15 protein-coding genes are annotated in these 16,363 nt (G+C 57.3%); 13 read left to right on the top strand and 2 right to left on the bottom strand.

What is annotated here, in order from left to right:
* Positions 1-5 precede the first annotated feature (5 nt).
* From GYK42_RS26320 to GYK42_RS26305, 4 genes are all read left to right on the top strand, one after another.
* Positions 6-752, top strand: coding sequence for an ABC transporter ATP-binding protein (locus GYK42_RS26320; protein WP_166449900.1), 747 nt, complete (start codon positions 6-8; stop codon positions 750-752).
* On the top strand, positions 658-2,130 hold the full coding sequence (locus tag GYK42_RS26315) for a DUF3526 domain-containing protein (protein WP_166449899.1): 1,473 nt from the start codon (positions 658-660) through the stop codon (positions 2,128-2,130). Before GYK42_RS26320 ends, GYK42_RS26315 begins: the two co-directional genes overlap by 95 nt.
* The gene (locus GYK42_RS26310) at positions 2,127-3,656 is read left to right on the top strand and encodes a DUF3526 domain-containing protein (RefSeq protein WP_166449898.1); all 1,530 of its coding nucleotides are present in this window, start codon (positions 2,127-2,129) and stop codon (positions 3,654-3,656) included. The genes GYK42_RS26315 and GYK42_RS26310 overlap by 4 nt, the downstream gene beginning before the upstream one ends.
* A gap of 551 nt (positions 3,657-4,207) precedes the next feature.
* Positions 4,208-5,332, top strand: coding sequence for a fimbrial protein (locus GYK42_RS26305; protein ID WP_166449897.1), 1,125 nt, complete (start codon positions 4,208-4,210; stop codon positions 5,330-5,332).
* Positions 5,333-5,334: 2 nt separating this feature from the next.
* Here the strand turns inward: GYK42_RS26305 and GYK42_RS26300 are convergent, their stop codons facing one another.
* Positions 5,335-5,610 (bottom strand): hypothetical protein, encoded by a 276-nt coding sequence (locus GYK42_RS26300; protein WP_166449896.1) that lies wholly within the window; start codon positions 5,608-5,610, stop codon positions 5,335-5,337.
* A 739-nt stretch (positions 5,611-6,349) separates the two neighbouring features.
* Here GYK42_RS26300 and GYK42_RS26295 point away from each other — a divergent pair.
* Complete coding sequence (locus tag GYK42_RS26295; RefSeq protein ID WP_166449895.1) at positions 6,350-7,474, top strand: fimbrial protein; 1,125 nt, start codon at positions 6,350-6,352, stop codon at positions 7,472-7,474.
* 2 nt (positions 7,475-7,476) lie between these two features.
* Here GYK42_RS26295 and GYK42_RS26290 read toward each other — a convergent pair whose 3' ends face one another.
* Positions 7,477-7,614, bottom strand: a complete 138-nt coding sequence (locus GYK42_RS26290; protein WP_166449894.1) for a hypothetical protein — start codon at positions 7,612-7,614, stop codon at positions 7,477-7,479.
* A 280-nt stretch (positions 7,615-7,894) separates the two neighbouring features.
* On the opposite strand from GYK42_RS26290, the gene GYK42_RS29625 reads away from it, so the two are divergent.
* The 8 genes from GYK42_RS29625 to GYK42_RS26255 all read left to right on the top strand — a co-directional run bounded on the left by GYK42_RS29625 (position 7,895) and on the right by GYK42_RS26255 (position 16,356).
* The gene (locus GYK42_RS29625) at positions 7,895-8,023 is read left to right on the top strand and encodes a hypothetical protein (RefSeq protein WP_277346689.1); all 129 of its coding nucleotides are present in this window, start codon (positions 7,895-7,897) and stop codon (positions 8,021-8,023) included.
* A 383-nt stretch (positions 8,024-8,406) separates the two neighbouring features.
* Positions 8,407-8,727, top strand: coding sequence for a hypothetical protein (locus GYK42_RS26285; RefSeq protein WP_240943841.1), 321 nt, complete (start codon positions 8,407-8,409; stop codon positions 8,725-8,727).
* 111 nt (positions 8,728-8,838) lie between these two features.
* Complete coding sequence (locus GYK42_RS29415; RefSeq protein ID WP_205711569.1) at positions 8,839-10,140, top strand: EAL domain-containing protein; 1,302 nt, start codon at positions 8,839-8,841, stop codon at positions 10,138-10,140.
* 184 nt (positions 10,141-10,324) lie between these two features.
* A complete protein-coding gene (locus GYK42_RS26275) occupies positions 10,325-10,993 on the top strand; it encodes a response regulator transcription factor (protein WP_166449893.1) in 669 nt (222 codons plus the stop codon).
* A gap of 62 nt (positions 10,994-11,055) precedes the next feature.
* On the top strand, positions 11,056-13,356 hold the full coding sequence (locus tag GYK42_RS26270) for an ATP-binding protein (RefSeq protein ID WP_166449892.1): 2,301 nt from the start codon (positions 11,056-11,058) through the stop codon (positions 13,354-13,356).
* 20 nt (positions 13,357-13,376) lie between these two features.
* Complete coding sequence (locus GYK42_RS26265) at positions 13,377-14,621, top strand: MFS transporter (RefSeq protein WP_166449891.1); 1,245 nt, start codon at positions 13,377-13,379, stop codon at positions 14,619-14,621.
* Between the two features lie 352 nt (positions 14,622-14,973).
* A complete protein-coding gene (locus GYK42_RS26260; protein WP_166449890.1) occupies positions 14,974-15,516 on the top strand; it encodes a fimbrial protein in 543 nt (180 codons plus the stop codon).
* Between the two features lie 72 nt (positions 15,517-15,588).
* Positions 15,589-16,356, top strand: a complete 768-nt coding sequence (locus tag GYK42_RS26255; RefSeq protein ID WP_166449889.1) for a fimbrial biogenesis chaperone — start codon at positions 15,589-15,591, stop codon at positions 16,354-16,356.
* Positions 16,357-16,363 lie beyond the last annotated feature (7 nt).

Here is a 16,363-nt window from a genome sequence, read left to right as displayed (position 1 = left end):
CCGGCATGATACATATTGAAAAACTGAGCAAGCTCTATGAAGGAAGAACCGTGCTCGACGGGCTCGACTTGCACGTAAATGGTGGCGAAATCTATGCCTTGCTGGGACCGAACGGCGCCGGTAAGTCGACCACTATCGGCTGCCTGCTAGGCTTTATTGATACCGATGCCGGCAGCATACGCCTGGCCGGCTCAAACTTGCAGCCAGCCCAGGCTGCCATCAAACACGCGGCCTATATCGCAGAAAACGTCGCGTTGTATGAGCGGCTAAGCGGTGTCGAGAATGTCGAATTTTTCATGCGGCTACTGGGCATCAAACCTCGTCGGCACGATATTGAAGCGCTGCTGGCCCGGGCTGGCTTACCCGAACATGCCTGGCATCGCATGACATATGGCTACTCGAAAGGCATGCGGCAAAAAGTGGGCATCGTAATGGCGCTGGCAAAAGGTGCGAAAGTGCTGGTACTGGACGAGCCCACTTCCGGCCTCGATCCGGAAGCGAGCGTGGCGTTCGGTGATCTGGTGCGTTCACTGGCAGACGATGGCGCGGCAGTATTGATGGCAACGCACGATCTGTTCCGCGCGCAGGAATTGGCGGATCGATGCGGCATGCTGGTAGGTGGCCAACTGGCCGGTGAATGGAACTTGGGAGAATTGCATGCAGGCGAACTGGAACGTAACTACCTTGACATCCTTGCGCGCCGGGCGGTGGTTTCGCGCCTTCACTGGAGCATGGCAGGCCGACTGGCGTGAACGCAGACGTGACTGGCGCGTATGGATGGTCGTCTGCGTAGGTTTCGCGCTGGCCGCCTGTGCTGCCCTGTTATCGTCGCTGGAACTGCATGCGACGCTAGACGCCCGCAACAGCGCACAGCAGGCTGAAAAGCAGCGCTGGTCACAACAAGGAGAAAAATATCCCCATGCAGCGGCCCACTATGGCGTGTATGTATTTAAACCGCTATCCGTATTAGCTTCGCTCGACCCAGGCGTTGAACGCTATGTGGGCGCCAGCGTCTGGCTGGAAGCGCATAAGCAGAACGAATTGGTCTATCGCCCGGCTAACGAGGAGGCCGGTGCCATCCGCCAGTTCAGGCTTCATCCTGCGCTTGTACTCCAGGTGCTGGTGCCGATGGGGATGATTTTTCTTGGATTCGGCATGTTCGCCGCCGAACGTGAGCGGGGCACGCTGTTGGCATTGCGCATCAACGCTGCACCGTTCAGTGCCCTTGCGCTGGCAAGGAGCATGGTTCTGCTTTGCCTCGCCATGTCCCTGGCCTTGCCTGCATGCCTCGCGGTGGGTATGCACGAATGGGCGATGGACAATCGCAGTTCCTTCACCGATGGCCCAGTGCGTACCATGCTGTTCGCGCTTGGCTATCTGCTCTACCTGTGCACTTGGGCCGCCTTGATCGCTGCCATCTCGGCCTGGATGCCGAACCTGCGCAGCAGTCTTGCGGTGCTGATAGCCATATGGGCCGTGATGACGCTTATTGTGCCGCGCAGCGCCATCGAGCTGTCGCAACTTGCGGCACCCTTGCCGACCATGCAGCAGTTTCGCGCTGCACTGGATGATGCGCTGGGCATGCCGGACGATCCGGAACAAGCAAAGCACCACAAGGAGCAACTATTGCGCGAGTATGGCGTGTCAGAGGTCAAGGATTTGCCGGTTAACTGGGCGGGCATCAGCCTGCAACGCGGCGAAGAACACGGCAACCGTTTGTTTGACACGCACTATGGCCGCGTATTTGAGGCCATGCGGGATCAGTCGGCCGCCGCTGCCCTGGGTGGGTGGCTGTCGCCTGCCGTGGCCATCGCCGGCCTCTCTAGCTCGGTTGCGGGCAGCGACGTGGAACACCATATCCAGTTTGTGAGCGGGGCGGAACAGCATCGCCGTACGATACAGCAGGTGATGAACCAGGCGATTACCGACCACCGAGAAGAGCATGGTGTACGTCACAACGGGGGCAAAGCGCTCTGGGACAAGGTGCCGCCATTCCACTTCGTTTTCTCCCCTCTTGATATAGGCAGCCTTTTGCTACGACAGCTGCTTCCGCTACTGCTGCTTTTCGGCGCAAGTGTACTGCTGTGCGCCACCGGCTTGCGTCATCTACGAAACGGAAATGTAAGATGAAACAGATCTATACACTCATACATTACGACTTGCGCAACCAGTTGCGAGAGCGCGGCACGCTCATGCTGATGATGGTGGCACTGCTGCTCGCCGCCTTCGGATTATTTGAAGGCGCGCGTTTTGAGCGCAACAGCCGGCAGGCAGTGGCCTTGGCGGCAGCGCAGGAGCACCAGGCCAGGTCGGACGCCAACACGCTGGCGCAGCGTTACTTTTCCAATCCGGCCGCACCGGAATTTGCTGACCTGAAATGGCATCGTACGCCGATCGATATTCGCGGATATGCATTCCGCGAGCACGTGGGGTTTGCCGCCAAGCCTGCTATACCTGGTGCCGGCCTGGCCATAGGGCAGGCCGACTTGCTGCCATCTTACGTGCGCGTGCGCGCCGAATCGATGGACTCGGTGCGAGCCGCGCTCGAGATCGAACACCCGGCACGCCTGGCGTTGGGGCGCTTCGACCTGATGTTCTTTGTCATCTATCTTTGGCCCTTGGTGCTGCTGGCACTGACCACGTCCGTGCTGACACAGGATAGGGAAAGTAGGCGCCTGCGTACCTTGCAACTGCAAGGAGTTCGGCCTGGCCACATGCTGGTGGCACAAATTGCCGCACGCACACTGGCCGCGACTTCGGTGTTGATTACTGCCTGCGTGGCCGGAGCCTTGAGCATTGGCACGGTGGGTTTTGATCTTGCTGGTTTTACCGCATTGTTCAAGTGGAGCAGCGTAGTGCTGTTGTACTCGATGTTCTGGGCATCCGTCACCATTGCCATCGGCGCACTCTGCGGCAATCGCATGACAGCAGCGTTTGCCGGCTTTGGCGCCTGGATTGTGCTGGCGATCATCATTCCAGGTGCCATCGGCGTGGTCATCCGATTGCAAGCCCCTGTGCCGCCACGCGAAAGTTACGTTCAGGCCATGCGGGACGCCGGCGACATGGTCGCCGCAAACCAACTCGTTAGCCTGGCCCGATTCTACGACAGCCACCCCGAATGGCGCCCGGCAACAGGACTCGACAAGCTTGCATCGACTATCTCGCGGCTACAGCGGGCACAGGAACTGGAACGCGTCATGGCCGGCGTTGATCGGCAGTTTGAGCAGGCTAGGCAGCGCCAACAGCGCCTGTTCGAGAGTTTGCAGGTGCTCAGTCCCGTGACGATGTCTTACCAGGCGTTGGTCAATATCGCCGGTAACGACAGTGAGCGCCATCAGCGCTTCCTGCTGGAAGTTCAGCAACACCAGCAGCTTCTGCGCGAGTATTTTCAGCGCGCAATACAGTTATCCGCGCTTGGCGATGAGCGATCGCCGTGTACTGTCACCTGCCTGGGAGGGTACGGCTTTCTCGACTTCGACCGCGTTCCTGCTTTCGAAGCATCAGATGCCTTATCTACCGTGTCAGATAGTGGCGCGCAGTTGATTCCACTTCCTTTGTGGATGGCAGGATTAATAGGACTGGCGGCCTTGCTACTGACGCGACCGTGGTCTACAGGAAAACAGAAGCATGCCGGCTCCGATATTCACCGTTCGTGAAGGGCCTGCCATTCCTGCCCATGACCCTGACGCCCTTCGGCATAGCCTTATGCGTGCCGCGCTTGCCATGTCGCGTGGACATGCCTACCTGCTGGGCAATTTCCTGGGACTCGCGGCGCTGGGGCTGTGGCTGGCTAGACGCGAGCCTGCTGGCGCTAGCCTCGTTGCTGGTATTGTCATGCTCCCGCCGTGGCCATTCGTACATCGATTTCCCGACCGCATCTGCCTCCGCCGTGTTGCTGGTGGCGAGCAAGAGCAGCTGGAAATAGGGACCGTGGCCTGGCGGAAATGTTGCGTGGCGTGGTACATCGATATCCGGCCTGTCGATTTTTAGCTTGCTTAATGATAAATTTTTTGTGGCTTATCCGTTTTTCGGAGTATTCCCATATTGCATGTGTTATGCGGGCCATATACTTCATCTCAGTACCATAGGAGCACTTCCCCGGATAGATGCTTTCCCGTTGAATGGCATTCATATCCAGTGGAACGATTGCTGTACCGCCTTCAAAAACCGGCGTGGCTTTAGCACCAATTAAGATAAAGGCATCGTTATGAATGTTGGCTCTTTGCTCAAATCGGGGGTGGCCGTCGCGGTACTGTGGGCAGCGACCGGCACTGCCTTCGCGGTCACCTGCACCTATATCAATAAACGCGGAGTCGTAAAGGGGACGATGTACGTGAGTGCGGCTATTACTGTGGGGCGCGATGTGCCAGTAGGCACTGAGGTGTTTCGCCAGAAATTCGCAGTGACTCCAGGTGGGGCCGCACAGATTGAATGTGATGGTGGGCCGTTTGAAAGGACTGTCGAATTCGAGCTTGGTTCTAGTTACAGCCAGGCCAACTGGCCTAGTGGGACGTACGCGAATAAAGTCTATAATACCGAGATTAAAGGGCTGGGGGTTGTTTTCAAAGCTTATAAAGGTCTGTTGCCAAGACGTGATGTGAACCCGAGCATCTGCGTGGAGAAGAGAAAATGTGTTGCTGACTTGGATACGATATCCGATTTTGAAATTATAGTGATCAAGATTGGCGACGTGGTGCCTGGGATCTTGTCGGGCCGCTTACTGCCGACTGTCCGCATGTTTATTAATTTTGGCAGTGTCAAAATGCAGGGCCTCGAGATAGACATGTCCGGCGGTGTCCAAGTTTTATCGGGAACGTGCAGTACGCCGAATGTGCCGGTGCGCATGGGCACGCACTTGGTATCAAATTTTACTGAGCCTAACTCTGCTACCGCCTGGACGGATTTTTCCATTTTCTTGACGAATTGCCCGCCGTTCCGAGGAACCGTAAACCAGACCCCTGCAATCTGGGTATCAGAGGGTGGGACCGATTCCGGCGGCAGCGCGGGTGACAACAATGGATCCTATGATAATAACCGCCTGCAGTACCGTATCGATCCGGTTCGAACAGCCATTTCCCCAGGCACTGGCGTGCTGAGCCTGGAACCCACTGCCGCAGGCAAGCCTTCGGCCGCTTCCGGCATAGGCGTGCAGGTGGCGACCAAGGACGGTGCCCCGTTGCCGTTGGCAACTCTGCAAAGCAGTGGCTTGACCTTGCTCGACCGCGCAAGCAGTTATTCCATTCCCCTGCGCGCGCGCTACCTCAAGACCGGGAACGTCGTGACGGGGGGGGCGGCAAATGCATCGGCGACTTTCACGATTAGTTATGAGTAAGTTCAATACATCAGCAGGAAGGCAGCGCAAGCCTCAGAACGGCTTTCATCGTGTTCCATGGTTTGCTCCGGCTGCTGTGTCGGCAATGCCTGGCGGCTGGCGTACAGCCGCCAGACCGGGGCGTCGCCTTGGACTTCCATGACTAAGGTGGTCAAAGCTTTGCACTGTCCTATCATGCGCTGATCAATATCGCCGGCAACGACAAAGATTGCCATCAGCGCTTCCTGCTGGATGTTCAGCAACACCAGCAGTTCTGCGCGAGTATTTTCAGCGCGCAATACCGTTATCCGCGCTTGGCGATGAGCGATCGCCGTGTACTGTCGCCTGCCTGGGAGGGTACGGCTTTCTCGATTTCGACCGCGTTCGTGCTTTCGACGCATCAGATGCCTTATCTGCCGTCTCAGATAGTGGCGCGCTGTTGATTCCACTTCCTGCTGGCGCACCTGTGCAGGATGCGGGCGCCGCCTCGGGCAAATCGTCACCGTGGCCCACCTGCTGGGCAATTTCCTGGGACTCGCGGCGCTGGGGCTGTGGCTGGCTAGACGCGAGCCTGCCGGCGCTAGCCTCGTTTCTGGTATTGCCATGACCCCGACGGGGCCATTCGTGCATTGATTTCCCGACCGCATCGGCCTCCGCCGTATTGCTGGTGGCGCGCGAGAGCAGCGTGAACCGGGGGCCGTGGCCCGGCGGAAATGTTGCGCCGCGTGGTACATCGATATCCGGCCTGTCGATTTTTAGATTGCCCAATGATAAAGTTTTTGTGGTTTATCCGTTTTTCGGAGTGTTCCCATATTGCATGTGTTATGCGGGTCATATACTTCATCTCATTGCCATAGGAGCACTTCCCCGGATGGGTGTTTTCCCGCCGAATGGCATTCATATTCCGTTGGGCGATTGTTGTACCGTCTACAAAAACTGCAGTGGCTTTTTTTGTAGGTCCAGGCACCCTCGTCAATTCCATGATTTACTTCACTCGTTATCAGTAAGTTGCACCAATTAAGATATAAAGGTAGCGTTATGAATGTTGGCTCTTTGTTCAAATCGGCGGTGGCCGTCGCGGTACTGTGGGCAGCGACGGACACGGCCTTCGCGGTCACCTGTACTTACGAGTCGGGCCGTCCGGCGACAGAAAGCGCCATGCCCTTGCAGGTGTCGGCCATTTCCGTTGGGCGCGATGTGCCGGTGGGTACCGAGGTGTACCGTCAGACATTTAAGATTGCCGCAGGCAAGGCAGCGAAAGTGGACTGTAGGAATGCCCCGTTCGATATGAGTAGCGAATATCTGGTGGAAACAGATTACGGCCGGGCCGACTGGGGCAGCGGGGTGTATGCGGGGAAGGTCTATAAAACCGGTATCTCTGGGTTGGGGGTTGCTTTCAACAATTTGGGTGGTATGCTGCCGAGAAAAACAGGTAAGAATGCGAGCGCATGTACGTCTGGGGAGCGCTGTCTTGTTCCTTTTGACAGTGCGAGCGATTTTGAATTGATACTGATCAAGGTGGGCGACGTGGAACCGGGAGTGCTGCATGGCTACACATTGCCCATCGTCACCATGTTTGCTTATTTGGGCGATGCCAGAATGATGGGCTTCTCGATTCGCATCTCGAGTAGTCTGCAGATTGTTTCGCGCACTTGCACCACGCCGGATGTCGAGGTGCGCATGGGCACGCATTCGCCCTCAAAATTTACTGCAGCCAACAGCGCTACCGCCTGGACGGATTTTTCCATTCAATTGAATAATTGCCCGGCATTCCATGGAACAATAAACAAGAGCCCCGCAAGTTGGGTATCGGTGGGCGGCACATCTAGTAAGGGCACGGGTGGTGTCGGGTCCAGCGATAATAACAAACTGAGCTATCGCATCGATCCGGTTCGCACAGCCATTTCCCCAGGCACTGGCGTGCTGAGCCTGGACCCGACTGCCGCGGGCCGTCCTCCGGCCGCCACCGGCATAGGCGTTCAGGTAGCGATCAAGGACGGTGTCGCGGTGCCCTTGGCAAGCAAGCAAGGCAGCAGCCTGGTCCTTCGCGCCAGCGAAAGCAGTTATTCCATTCCCCTGCGCGCGCGCTACCTCAAGACCGGGAACGTCGTGACGGGGGGGCCGGCAAATGCATCGGCAACGTTCACGATTAGTTATGAATAAGCTCAATGCATCAGCAGGAAGGCAGCGCAAGCCTCAGAACAGCTTTCATCGTGTTCCATGGTTTGCTCCGGCTGCTGTGTCGGCAGTGTCTGGCGGCTGGCGTACAGCCGCACGACCTGGGTATCGCCTTGGACTTCCATGACGACCGAGGTCTAAGCTTTGATGCTACTTACTACTTCGCAATAAAATGCCCTGTCCATGCCCTTTCTGGGCTCTGCCTGGCCACGCCCGTACCCATCGCCCGGACGCGACAGGTCATACAGTTACTGCGCTCGCCCTTTTTTCCTGCTTCGACCGGCATCCTCGCCATGGCGTCGCCCGCTTAAATGATACAGATGACGATGCCGCCGTGCCTGCAACCATCGGGCAGGTGGGCAGCCTTCATCCACCCCGGCATAGCGCTTCCATGAGTGTCGTGGCATGGGCCAAGCGTTGCGGCTGACTCATCTACTGCAGGCGATGGGCATGGACTTGCCCGTGCTGGCGCGCTCGGCTGCCGGCTATCTGCTCAGCGGCATCCTCGTTGGCGGTACCTTCGTCGAGACGTGACCATGGCCATGCCGGCTGCGCAGCGGACCGCGATCAAGGCGGGCGCCACCATGATGACCTTCCAACTGGTGGTATTTGGCATGGGCCGTATCAACCGCTATGTGCTGAACGGCAACGTGTAGGTGCAGTCGCGCAGTTGCAACTGCACACTATTGATGGTGGCAGCTGCACTGCGGCGGGCCACAGCTATGAACGAACGGCTGTCGATTCAGCTCCATGCCGTTGTCGGCCGCGCCGAATTCACTTCTCATTGATAATTTAGGACTGCTCTGATTTCGGTCAGGAAACTATGTCGCTACACTTGAACAAGTCAGCTGTACCCGGCCTTGCCGTATGTACATGCGGAATTGGTTCCTGGTCTTCTTTACTCGAAAGTAGCGGCAATGAGAAAACAATTACAGCTTCCTCCCCCACGCGTAACCGGATTACGCAATCACCCTCCGACTCTTGAGGCCAATCGCTTTCGCAGCGCGGATTTGCTCGATGTGCTCATCGATTTTCTGGGATTGAAGAACGATGCGGCTCTCGGGCGCGAGTTGCAGGTTTCGCCCCCGATCCTGTCCAAAATCAGGCATGGTGCATTGCCCGTCAGCGCCGCCATACTTATACGCATGCATGAGGTGAGCGGGCTGAGTATTTTTGAATTACGGGCGTGCATGGGGGATCATCGCAAGCGCTTTGGCCTGATGGATGAACAAGAATGAAAATAAAGACCTTACCGCCCGCCATCTCTTTGGCCGAAAGGATGCCAGCTGGCAGGCCGCTTCCAAGAGAATTCTTTGTTTGCTTATGTTTTTAACTCTAGGAAAATTTCCGTGAAAGCCATCAGCTCCCTTATGCGTAGCGAATTTCATTCCCTGCGTGTGCTGACCTTGACGTCCGATTCAGATAAGGATGGTGCGCGATGGCTTAGCACGATGCTGAGTGCCATCGATATTGTCAATGTGAACAATGTCCACTCATTGAGTATGTTGCCCGCTTTTGTGCGCGAAGTAGAGGTCGATGTAATTGTCGCGGATGTCAAACATGGTGGCCTGATGGTGCCGACTTTGCTCAAGGCGCTCGACGCGGCCAACCCGTTGGCGCGTTTTCCGCATGTCCTCTTGGTAGGGCAGCCAACGCTGCTCGATCTGTTTCATGGGCAAGCGGCAGGGACGCAGGAGAAGTCGGCGGTCCCCCGCATAGGCGGTCTGTCCGTGACCGCATTATTGGCACATGCCCGCCTGGCGTATCGCGCCGGCATCAATGTCGGCATGGTCTACACCGGTAGCAAGGCCGCGTTCACCGAGGCCTTGCGCGCTTTGTTGCTGGTTCCGCCGATCAAGCTGCAGGAATCCCGTTTTGCCCCACCCGATGGCCCGACAGAAGTCGACGTGATCGAGGCGTTGACTACAGGCAAGAACCTGCGCGTCATGCTGCAGCCGCAGTACGATTTGCGTACGCGGCGTATTACCGGAGCCGAGGCGCTGTTGCGCTGGCATCATCCAGGCGTTGGCGAAGTGCCGCCATCGGTGCTGATTCCGATGGTCAATCGCCTTGGCCTGCATCTGCTGTTGTTCAGCTTTATCGAGACGCGTGTCATCGACGTACTGCTTGTGCTCAAGAGCCGACGGGTGACGTTGCCCATCGCCCTGAATGCTTCTGCTGAAACGGTGTGTACCCCGGGTCTTGCTCAGCGTCTGGCAGAAAAGATGCAGCGGGCAGGTTTGCCGCCGCATCTGCTGAAAATTGAACTGACCGGAGATTTTCCGAGCGCAGACGATCTCTTGCTCTCTGCCTCGCTCAATACGCTGCGGACGAAAGGGTTTCCCGTTTCGCTCGATGATTTCGGACAAGGTACATCGACCCTGAGTCTCCTAGCCAGGATGTCTTTTGATGAGGTCAAGATCGATGGGGCATTTGTCCGCGACATGCAAACGAGTACTTCCGCGCAGGCCGTGATTGCCGCAACGGTGAATCTCGCAAGGCTGATGAATCTGAAAGTGGTGGCAGAAGGTGTTGAAGAATCGTCGTGTATCGAGGCGTTGTGTCACCTTGGCTGTCCAACGGGGCAAGGCTATGCACTGGCGCGCCCCATGGAGCTGCGGGACTTTTTCGATAGCGTCAGCAATAATTAAGGCGAGTCTTTGCATGATGCAAAATTGAAATTTCAGTGCAACCCGTGATTGAGTATAGCGAATGGGGGGCAGGAGCATTTATGCTAAAAAATAGCGTTTTCGATAGCGGTAAAGACATAAATAGGAGTAACCTCATCAAAAGAAATCTTTTCCATGCGTTATATCCCCCTTGCCCCTCCTGCCAATGAAACGTTTACGTATTGCTCTGCTCGATGATCATGCCGTGGTGCGGCACGGTCTTGTAGCTCGTTTCACTGTGGAAGCGGATATAGACGTCGTGGGTGCCTATAGTACCAGCCGCGAGTTGATAGCGGGACTGCTCCTGACGCCAGCAGACGTCCTGTTGCTTGACTACGCACTGGGACCCGACGAGCTTGATGGGGTGTCGCTGATCCGCGTGCTACGGACCAAGTTTCCCGATTGCCCCATCCTGGTATTGTCTTCGCATCATGAACCTGCCACGGTGGCACTTGCCTTGCGCGTCGGCGCCCGTGGTTTCGTTGGCAAGGGCGAGGACATGGCGGAATTGGTCAAGGCACTGCGCAAGGTGGTGTCGGGTGCCGTATATTTGAGCGCCGAGATGTCCTATCGGGTAGCGGAAGCCAGCACTGCCTTCGATTCACGAGAGGGTGCTGGTGGCGAGGACGCGCTGCTGCTGGGTGCGGCATTGTCAGCGCGCGAGCGTGAGGTGATCCGCTGCTATCTGGCAGGGATGACTGTCACGGAAATTGCCGAAAAATTTAAGCGCAGCATCAAGACCATCAGCTCGCAAAAGGCCAGCGCCTTCCGCAAGCTGGGTGTCACGTCAAACAATGAGCTGTTCAAGATTCGCCACACCATAGGGGACGCATGAGGTGTTGGTGCGTCGCCGCCTGCCTGATGGTCATCTGCTGCACTGCGGCGCAGGGGCAGCAGATGCCCTTTGCGCTCAGCGCTGAGGAGCAAGCCTGGGTGCGCGCGCATCCAGTCTTGAAGCTAGGCATGGTGCAGAACCGGCCACCGTTTGAATCCATCTTCCGCGGAGCGATCGGGGTTGGGATTGGTCCGGATTACATTAAAGTCATTCAACGGCATAGTGGTCTCACATTTGACATCGTGACCTTGGCCAATGTGGACGGGGGCCTAGACTCGTTGCGTGAAGGACGCGTTGACTGCCTTCCAACGGTGTTCAGTATTGGCAAACAGCCGCAGGCGCACGGTATCAGCTACAGCGTGCCGTATCTCTCGCTCACGGCAATCGCTGCTACGCGTAAAGAGGATGAACCCGGTACCGATGGTATCGCATTCGTTGGCAAGATAGTGGCGCTACCAGCCGCGGAAGCTGAGCTTTACAGCACCTTCCTGCGTCAGCGCTACGGCGGTATACAAATTGTCGTCAGATCCACCATGGGACAGGCGCTCGCTATGCTCTCGAATGGTGGCGCCGACGTCGCCATCGGTAGCAAAGCACAGTTATTACCGAGCGTCATGCGCGAGGAAGGCGCTGGCCTGCAATTTACTGCGCTGCCCGCGGCGATGACGTCCGACGTGCGCATGGCGCTGCGCGATAGCGACCCTATGCTGGTATCGATCGTGAATAAGTCGCTGGCCGCGATGACCCCGGCCCAAATCCGGCTGGTACGCCAAGACTGGCTGGGAGCGCCGGTCGAGGATCACTCGGGCATGCTGTTCGCGGTGGACCACTTTGGCGAGCATGTGGGCCTTGCTGTCGCCTTGCTACTGATTCTGGCGGCCCTGGCGTTTCAGGCCTACAGCGCGCATCGGAGTGCCTTGCGCAACGAACGCAGGGCGGCCATGTTCCTGGCCGTGATGAGCCACGAAATCCGCTCGCCCATGAATGCCGTGCTCGCTGCAGTGGAATTGCTGCGCTCTACGTCCATCAATGCGGAGCAGCGTTACTTTGTCGACCTGGCCAGCAACGGAGGGAATATCCTGCTGCGTTTGCTTGACGATGTGCTTGACGTTTCCAAGCTGGAGGCCGGGCAGCTCACGCTGAGCGTGGATGCGGTCAATGTCGTGGCCTTGGCCAACGACGTGGCGGCCTTACAGCAGTTACGGGCGCGGGAGAAGGGCATTACGCTCGATGTGGCGGCCCACATGACGGTACCGTTGCTGATGCTGGACGAGGCCAGGCTGCTGCAGGTGCTGCAAAACCTGGTCTCGAATGCCATCAAGTTTACGTCAACAGGCGGCGTGGAGATTCAGATTGCTATGCTGGAAAATGGACAGGGGCAGACGCGGCTGGAGATTGCCGTTGCCGATACCGGCATCGGCATCGGCGCCGCTGTACAAGCGACCCTGTTCCGGCCGTATGTGCAGGTCGAAGGGACCTATAAGCGCTCCGGTGGCACCGGACTGGGCTTGGTCATTTGTCGTGAATTGGTGAGTCTGATGGATGGCACGATCACCATGGATAGCGAAATTGGCCGGGGAACGCGCATGGTGATTTCCTTGCCTGCGATTATAGCGGCGAGGACTGCTCCGACGGTTGATGTGGTCGCGGCCCGTCCTGTCCCGGCGGGCGGCGTGGCGGCGCAGCGTCTGTCCATCCTTGTCGTCGAGGATGTGCCGGCCAACCAGGCCGTGCTGCGGGCACAGATTGCCCGCCTCGGCTGCGATGCTTACATTGCCGAGAGTGGCACCAGAGCATTAGCCTGCTTAAGCATGCGCGAATATGATCTGGTACTGATGGATTGCGACTTGCCTGACATCGACGGGTATAGTCTGACGGCCGAATGGCGCAGGCGAGAGGCTGACCTGGAACATGCACGCTGCCCGGTCATCGCGATTTCCGCCTCGACGGGGTCTGAGCATGCCGCGCGCTGTTTCGATGCAGGTATGGATGGCATATTGAGCAAGCCGATACGGCTGGCAAAATTGCAGGATATTCTCGAGTTGTGGTGCGACGTGCCGCTGACGGTATCTGCACCGCCGGTGGAGACGTTGTCGGTATTTGATATGCCGCAAGTGCGTGCGTCGTTCTCCAACGATATCGGAGAGCTACTGCAGGCCATGGTCCTGCAGGAACGGGATGCCGCCTTGCGAGCCGCGCACCGCCTGCATGGCGCGGCCCTGACCATGCAATGGACGGAGGTGGCGCAGCCGGCGGGGAAACTGGAAAGCCTGTTGCGCGACGCTGTAGCGCTGAACGATGCGCGTTGTAGCCAGTTCCTGCATGACGTGGTCGCAGCCTGGCGTGCCTGTGGCGAGCATTGATTTCAATCGAAAGGAGCATCATGTTGCGTGCGATGAACAAGAATAGAAAAGAGGCAATGGGGATGTTGGGGTTGATGTTGCCTACCACCTTGCTATTCTCGGTGCTCGCCGATATGGATCCGACGACATTGCCGTTAGTATCACAGCCCTTGCCATTCGGCTTGCCTGCGACACTCGGCAATTTCCCGATGACCACAGTGATCTTATACGTCAGCATGGGTTTAACGGGGCTGGTAATTGCCCTTCTGCCGACAACCCTGTCGCGCAAGAAAACATTGCTGACCGGATTTATGTTACTGGCGGTAGCTGCGTTAATGGGGCTGTTTTCGCGCTCGCCCTTCGAGCTGTGCTGCTGGAGTTTGTTGGGTGGCATTGGATGCACCATGAATGTATGTGCCTGGATCAGTATAGGGGTCGCTCATTTTCCACGTCATTGCGCGATGGTGGTGGGGCTCATGAACTGCCTTATCGTTGCCAGTAGCATCGTCGCTACCCAACTCGGTGCGATCCACGAGGCCTTCAATAAGCAGGGGAAACTGCCCTTGTTGCCGGGCGTAACCGGCATGCTAATGCTGGTCCTTCTGTATATCCTGATCTGGCATTTTCTTCAGAAAATCAGCGTCGCCGGTGAGCGGCGTTTCATCCGTTCTGAGGCCAGAAACCCGGTGCGGTCCGTCTGGTCCCGGGGGCCGCTGCTGTTGTTTTTGGCTGCCGTGTGCCTGCCATTTAGCACCGGCAACTTTAGTTATTTTTATGGCGTTTACTTCCGCGAGACACTTGGATTACCGATCAGGACGACACAGATGCTGATGGGAGTTGGCGTGATTTCAACTTTGCTGTCGCCGCTGGCTGGCTGGCTGGGGGACCGCTATGGCGCCATGAAAACACTGTTGATTACGCTTCCCATCACGGCTGCTGTCGGTGGCCTGATATTGTTGGGATGGCGCATGCCCTTGAGTGTCCTCATGTTGATGGTCTTTCTAATGGGCGTGGGCTTGACTGCAGTGTTCTATGGCAATATCCTGGCGGCCTTGATTCAAGCAGTGGCACCCATGCAGAGCATGCGGGCAGTTGGCATGTTTTATGTCGCGTTTAACCTGGGTGTTCCTGCCACGGATGTCCTTTTCACGCATCTGAAAGAGATGTACGGCGGGCCGGCGGTGACACTATTGCTGTATGTCTTACCCCTGGTGCTGGCGACCGTTCTGGTCTGGCTGGCGCAGAGAATATTGATGCAGGCTGACAAGGCGGCGATGCCTGGCTGATAGGCCAGCAGGCCCATCTGCATCGTCTGCAAGCGCTGTCTTGCAGACGTCCTTGTGCCCGCAAGTACATGCGGGACGTATACCTACCTTGCAGTTTCTCCCCCCAAGCTTTTATACCTGCCTTACTTTCCTCATTCGCGCTAGCCATGCCGCAACGCCGGATTGCCGGGCAGCTTGCAACTTGCGGGTGCAGTAAACATTCGCCAAAAACACCTCCCATTCCACGTCGCGGCTTTTTAAGACCATTCCCATATCGACAACTATGTCGACTCTGTAAAGTACGAATCTGCTTCAACAGCCGCGTTCCTACTTTAATGGTGCGCATTTACCTTACTTTCTAGGAGTAGTATCAATGAAATCCCAAGCCCGTATCTTTGCCGTTCTGCTGGCCGCCGCTGCAACCCAATCCGCTTTCGCCTCCGATGGCACGATCAATTTCTCGGGCGAACTGGTGGATTCGACTTGCGTCGTCACCGTCAATGGCCAGGTTGCTCCGGCGCCTGCCGTCGTTACCTTGCCAAAGCTGTCGGCTGCCTTGCTGAAAACGGCAAAAAGCGTCGCCGGCCAGACCGGTTTCAACATTCAGTTGAGCGCGTGCACCGGCACCACGACAACGGCGGCCGCGTTTTTCGAAGCGGGCCCTGGTGTCGACCCACTGACCAGCAACGTGAAAAGTACCGGCACCGCCAAGTTTGTTCAATTGCAATTGATCGATGCCAATAACGGCAGTGAGATCAAGGCTGGCGATTCCGGCCAGGTCGCGTCCACCAGCCGCATCACGAAAAATTCTGCCGGCAACACGGTACTGCCGTACGCCGTGCAATACGTTTCCACCGGCGTCGCCACCGCCGGCACAGTGGCCGGTACCGTGACGTATTCGATTAATTATCAGTAATTAACCACTACGCAGGCACGTCCTCGCCGCAAGGTTGGGGCGGGCTTGCGGCATCTATCGGGGAATCTGCGTATGTCTTACCACTCTTCACTGCAACGTCCGATCCTGTTCAGCCTGGCCTTGCTGTTTTGTTCTTCTTCCATGGCCAGCGTGGTGATTACCGGTACGCGTCAGGTGTACCCGGCCAAGCAGAAAGAAATTACCGTCAAGCTCAATAACGATGGCGGGCAGCCGGCGCTGGTGCAGGCGTGGGTCGATAGCGGCGATGCCGCCTCGACACCGGCCACGGCCAAGGCTCCCTTTGTACTGACGCCGCCGCTGGCGCGCATCGATCCAGGCAAGGGCCAGAGCCTGCGCCTGATGTTTTCCGGCACACCCTTGCCATCGAATAAGGAATCCGTGTTCTGGTTGAACGTGTTGGAAATTCCGCCGAAGGCGCAGGAAACCGATGCAAATACCCTGCAGATGGCGTTTCGCTCGCGCATCAAGGTTTTTTATCGCCACGAGGGGCTGGCTGGCTCCCCTGACGAGGCAATCGAACAAGTGCAATGGCGTGTCGTTTCCGCCAGCAATGGTCAGGGTCTCGCCCTGGAAGCCTACAATCCATCCGCTTTTCACGTTTCCCTGGTGGGACTGACCCTGGTGGCTGGCGCCGAGCGCAATGACAGCGAAGATGGCATGATCCCGCCTGGCGAAAAGAAGCAGTTTGCCTTGCCGACCTTGAAGTCCTTGCCGGCAGCTGGTGCGCAAGTGGAATTTAGCGCGATCAATGATTACGGTACCCAGGTACCGACCCGCCGCGTCCTGTCGTCGGCCGCTGCCGCACGGCTGGTTCCTTGAGGTGTCA

This window comes from Janthinobacterium lividum (assembly GCF_011601275.1).
In the GTDB taxonomy this organism is placed as follows: Bacteria; Pseudomonadota; Gammaproteobacteria; order Burkholderiales; family Burkholderiaceae_D; genus Janthinobacterium; species Janthinobacterium lividum_E.
The sequence above is the reverse complement of the archived record's forward strand: the minus strand, read 5'-3'. Positions and strand labels throughout refer to the sequence as shown.

Coding starts and splice junctions, on each gene's coding strand:
- GYK42_RS26270 (WP_166449892.1), top strand. CDS start 11,056: ATGCCCTTTGCGCTCAGCGCTGAGGAGCAAGCCTGGGTGCGCGCGCAT.
- GYK42_RS26310 (WP_166449898.1), top strand. CDS start 2,127: ATGAAACAGATCTATACACTCATACATTACGACTTGCGCAACCAGTTG.
- GYK42_RS26275 (WP_166449893.1), top strand. CDS start 10,325: ATGAAACGTTTACGTATTGCTCTGCTCGATGATCATGCCGTGGTGCGG.
- GYK42_RS26255 (WP_166449889.1), top strand. CDS start 15,589: ATGTCTTACCACTCTTCACTGCAACGTCCGATCCTGTTCAGCCTGGCC.
- GYK42_RS26315 (WP_166449899.1), top strand. CDS start 658: ATGCAGGCGAACTGGAACGTAACTACCTTGACATCCTTGCGCGCCGGG.
- GYK42_RS26260 (WP_166449890.1), top strand. CDS start 14,974: ATGAAATCCCAAGCCCGTATCTTTGCCGTTCTGCTGGCCGCCGCTGCA.
- GYK42_RS29625 (WP_277346689.1), top strand. CDS start 7,895: ATGGGCCAAGCGTTGCGGCTGACTCATCTACTGCAGGCGATGGGCATG.
- GYK42_RS26320 (WP_166449900.1), top strand. CDS start 6: ATGATACATATTGAAAAACTGAGCAAGCTCTATGAAGGAAGAACCGTG.
- GYK42_RS26305 (WP_166449897.1), top strand. CDS start 4,208: ATGAATGTTGGCTCTTTGCTCAAATCGGGGGTGGCCGTCGCGGTACTG.
- GYK42_RS26285 (WP_240943841.1), top strand. CDS start 8,407: ATGAGAAAACAATTACAGCTTCCTCCCCCACGCGTAACCGGATTACGC.
- GYK42_RS26295 (WP_166449895.1), top strand. CDS start 6,350: ATGAATGTTGGCTCTTTGTTCAAATCGGCGGTGGCCGTCGCGGTACTG.
- GYK42_RS26265 (WP_166449891.1), top strand. CDS start 13,377: ATGTTGCGTGCGATGAACAAGAATAGAAAAGAGGCAATGGGGATGTTG.
- GYK42_RS26290 (WP_166449894.1), bottom strand. CDS start 7,614: ATGGAAGTCCAAGGCGATACCCAGGTCGTGCGGCTGTACGCCAGCCGC.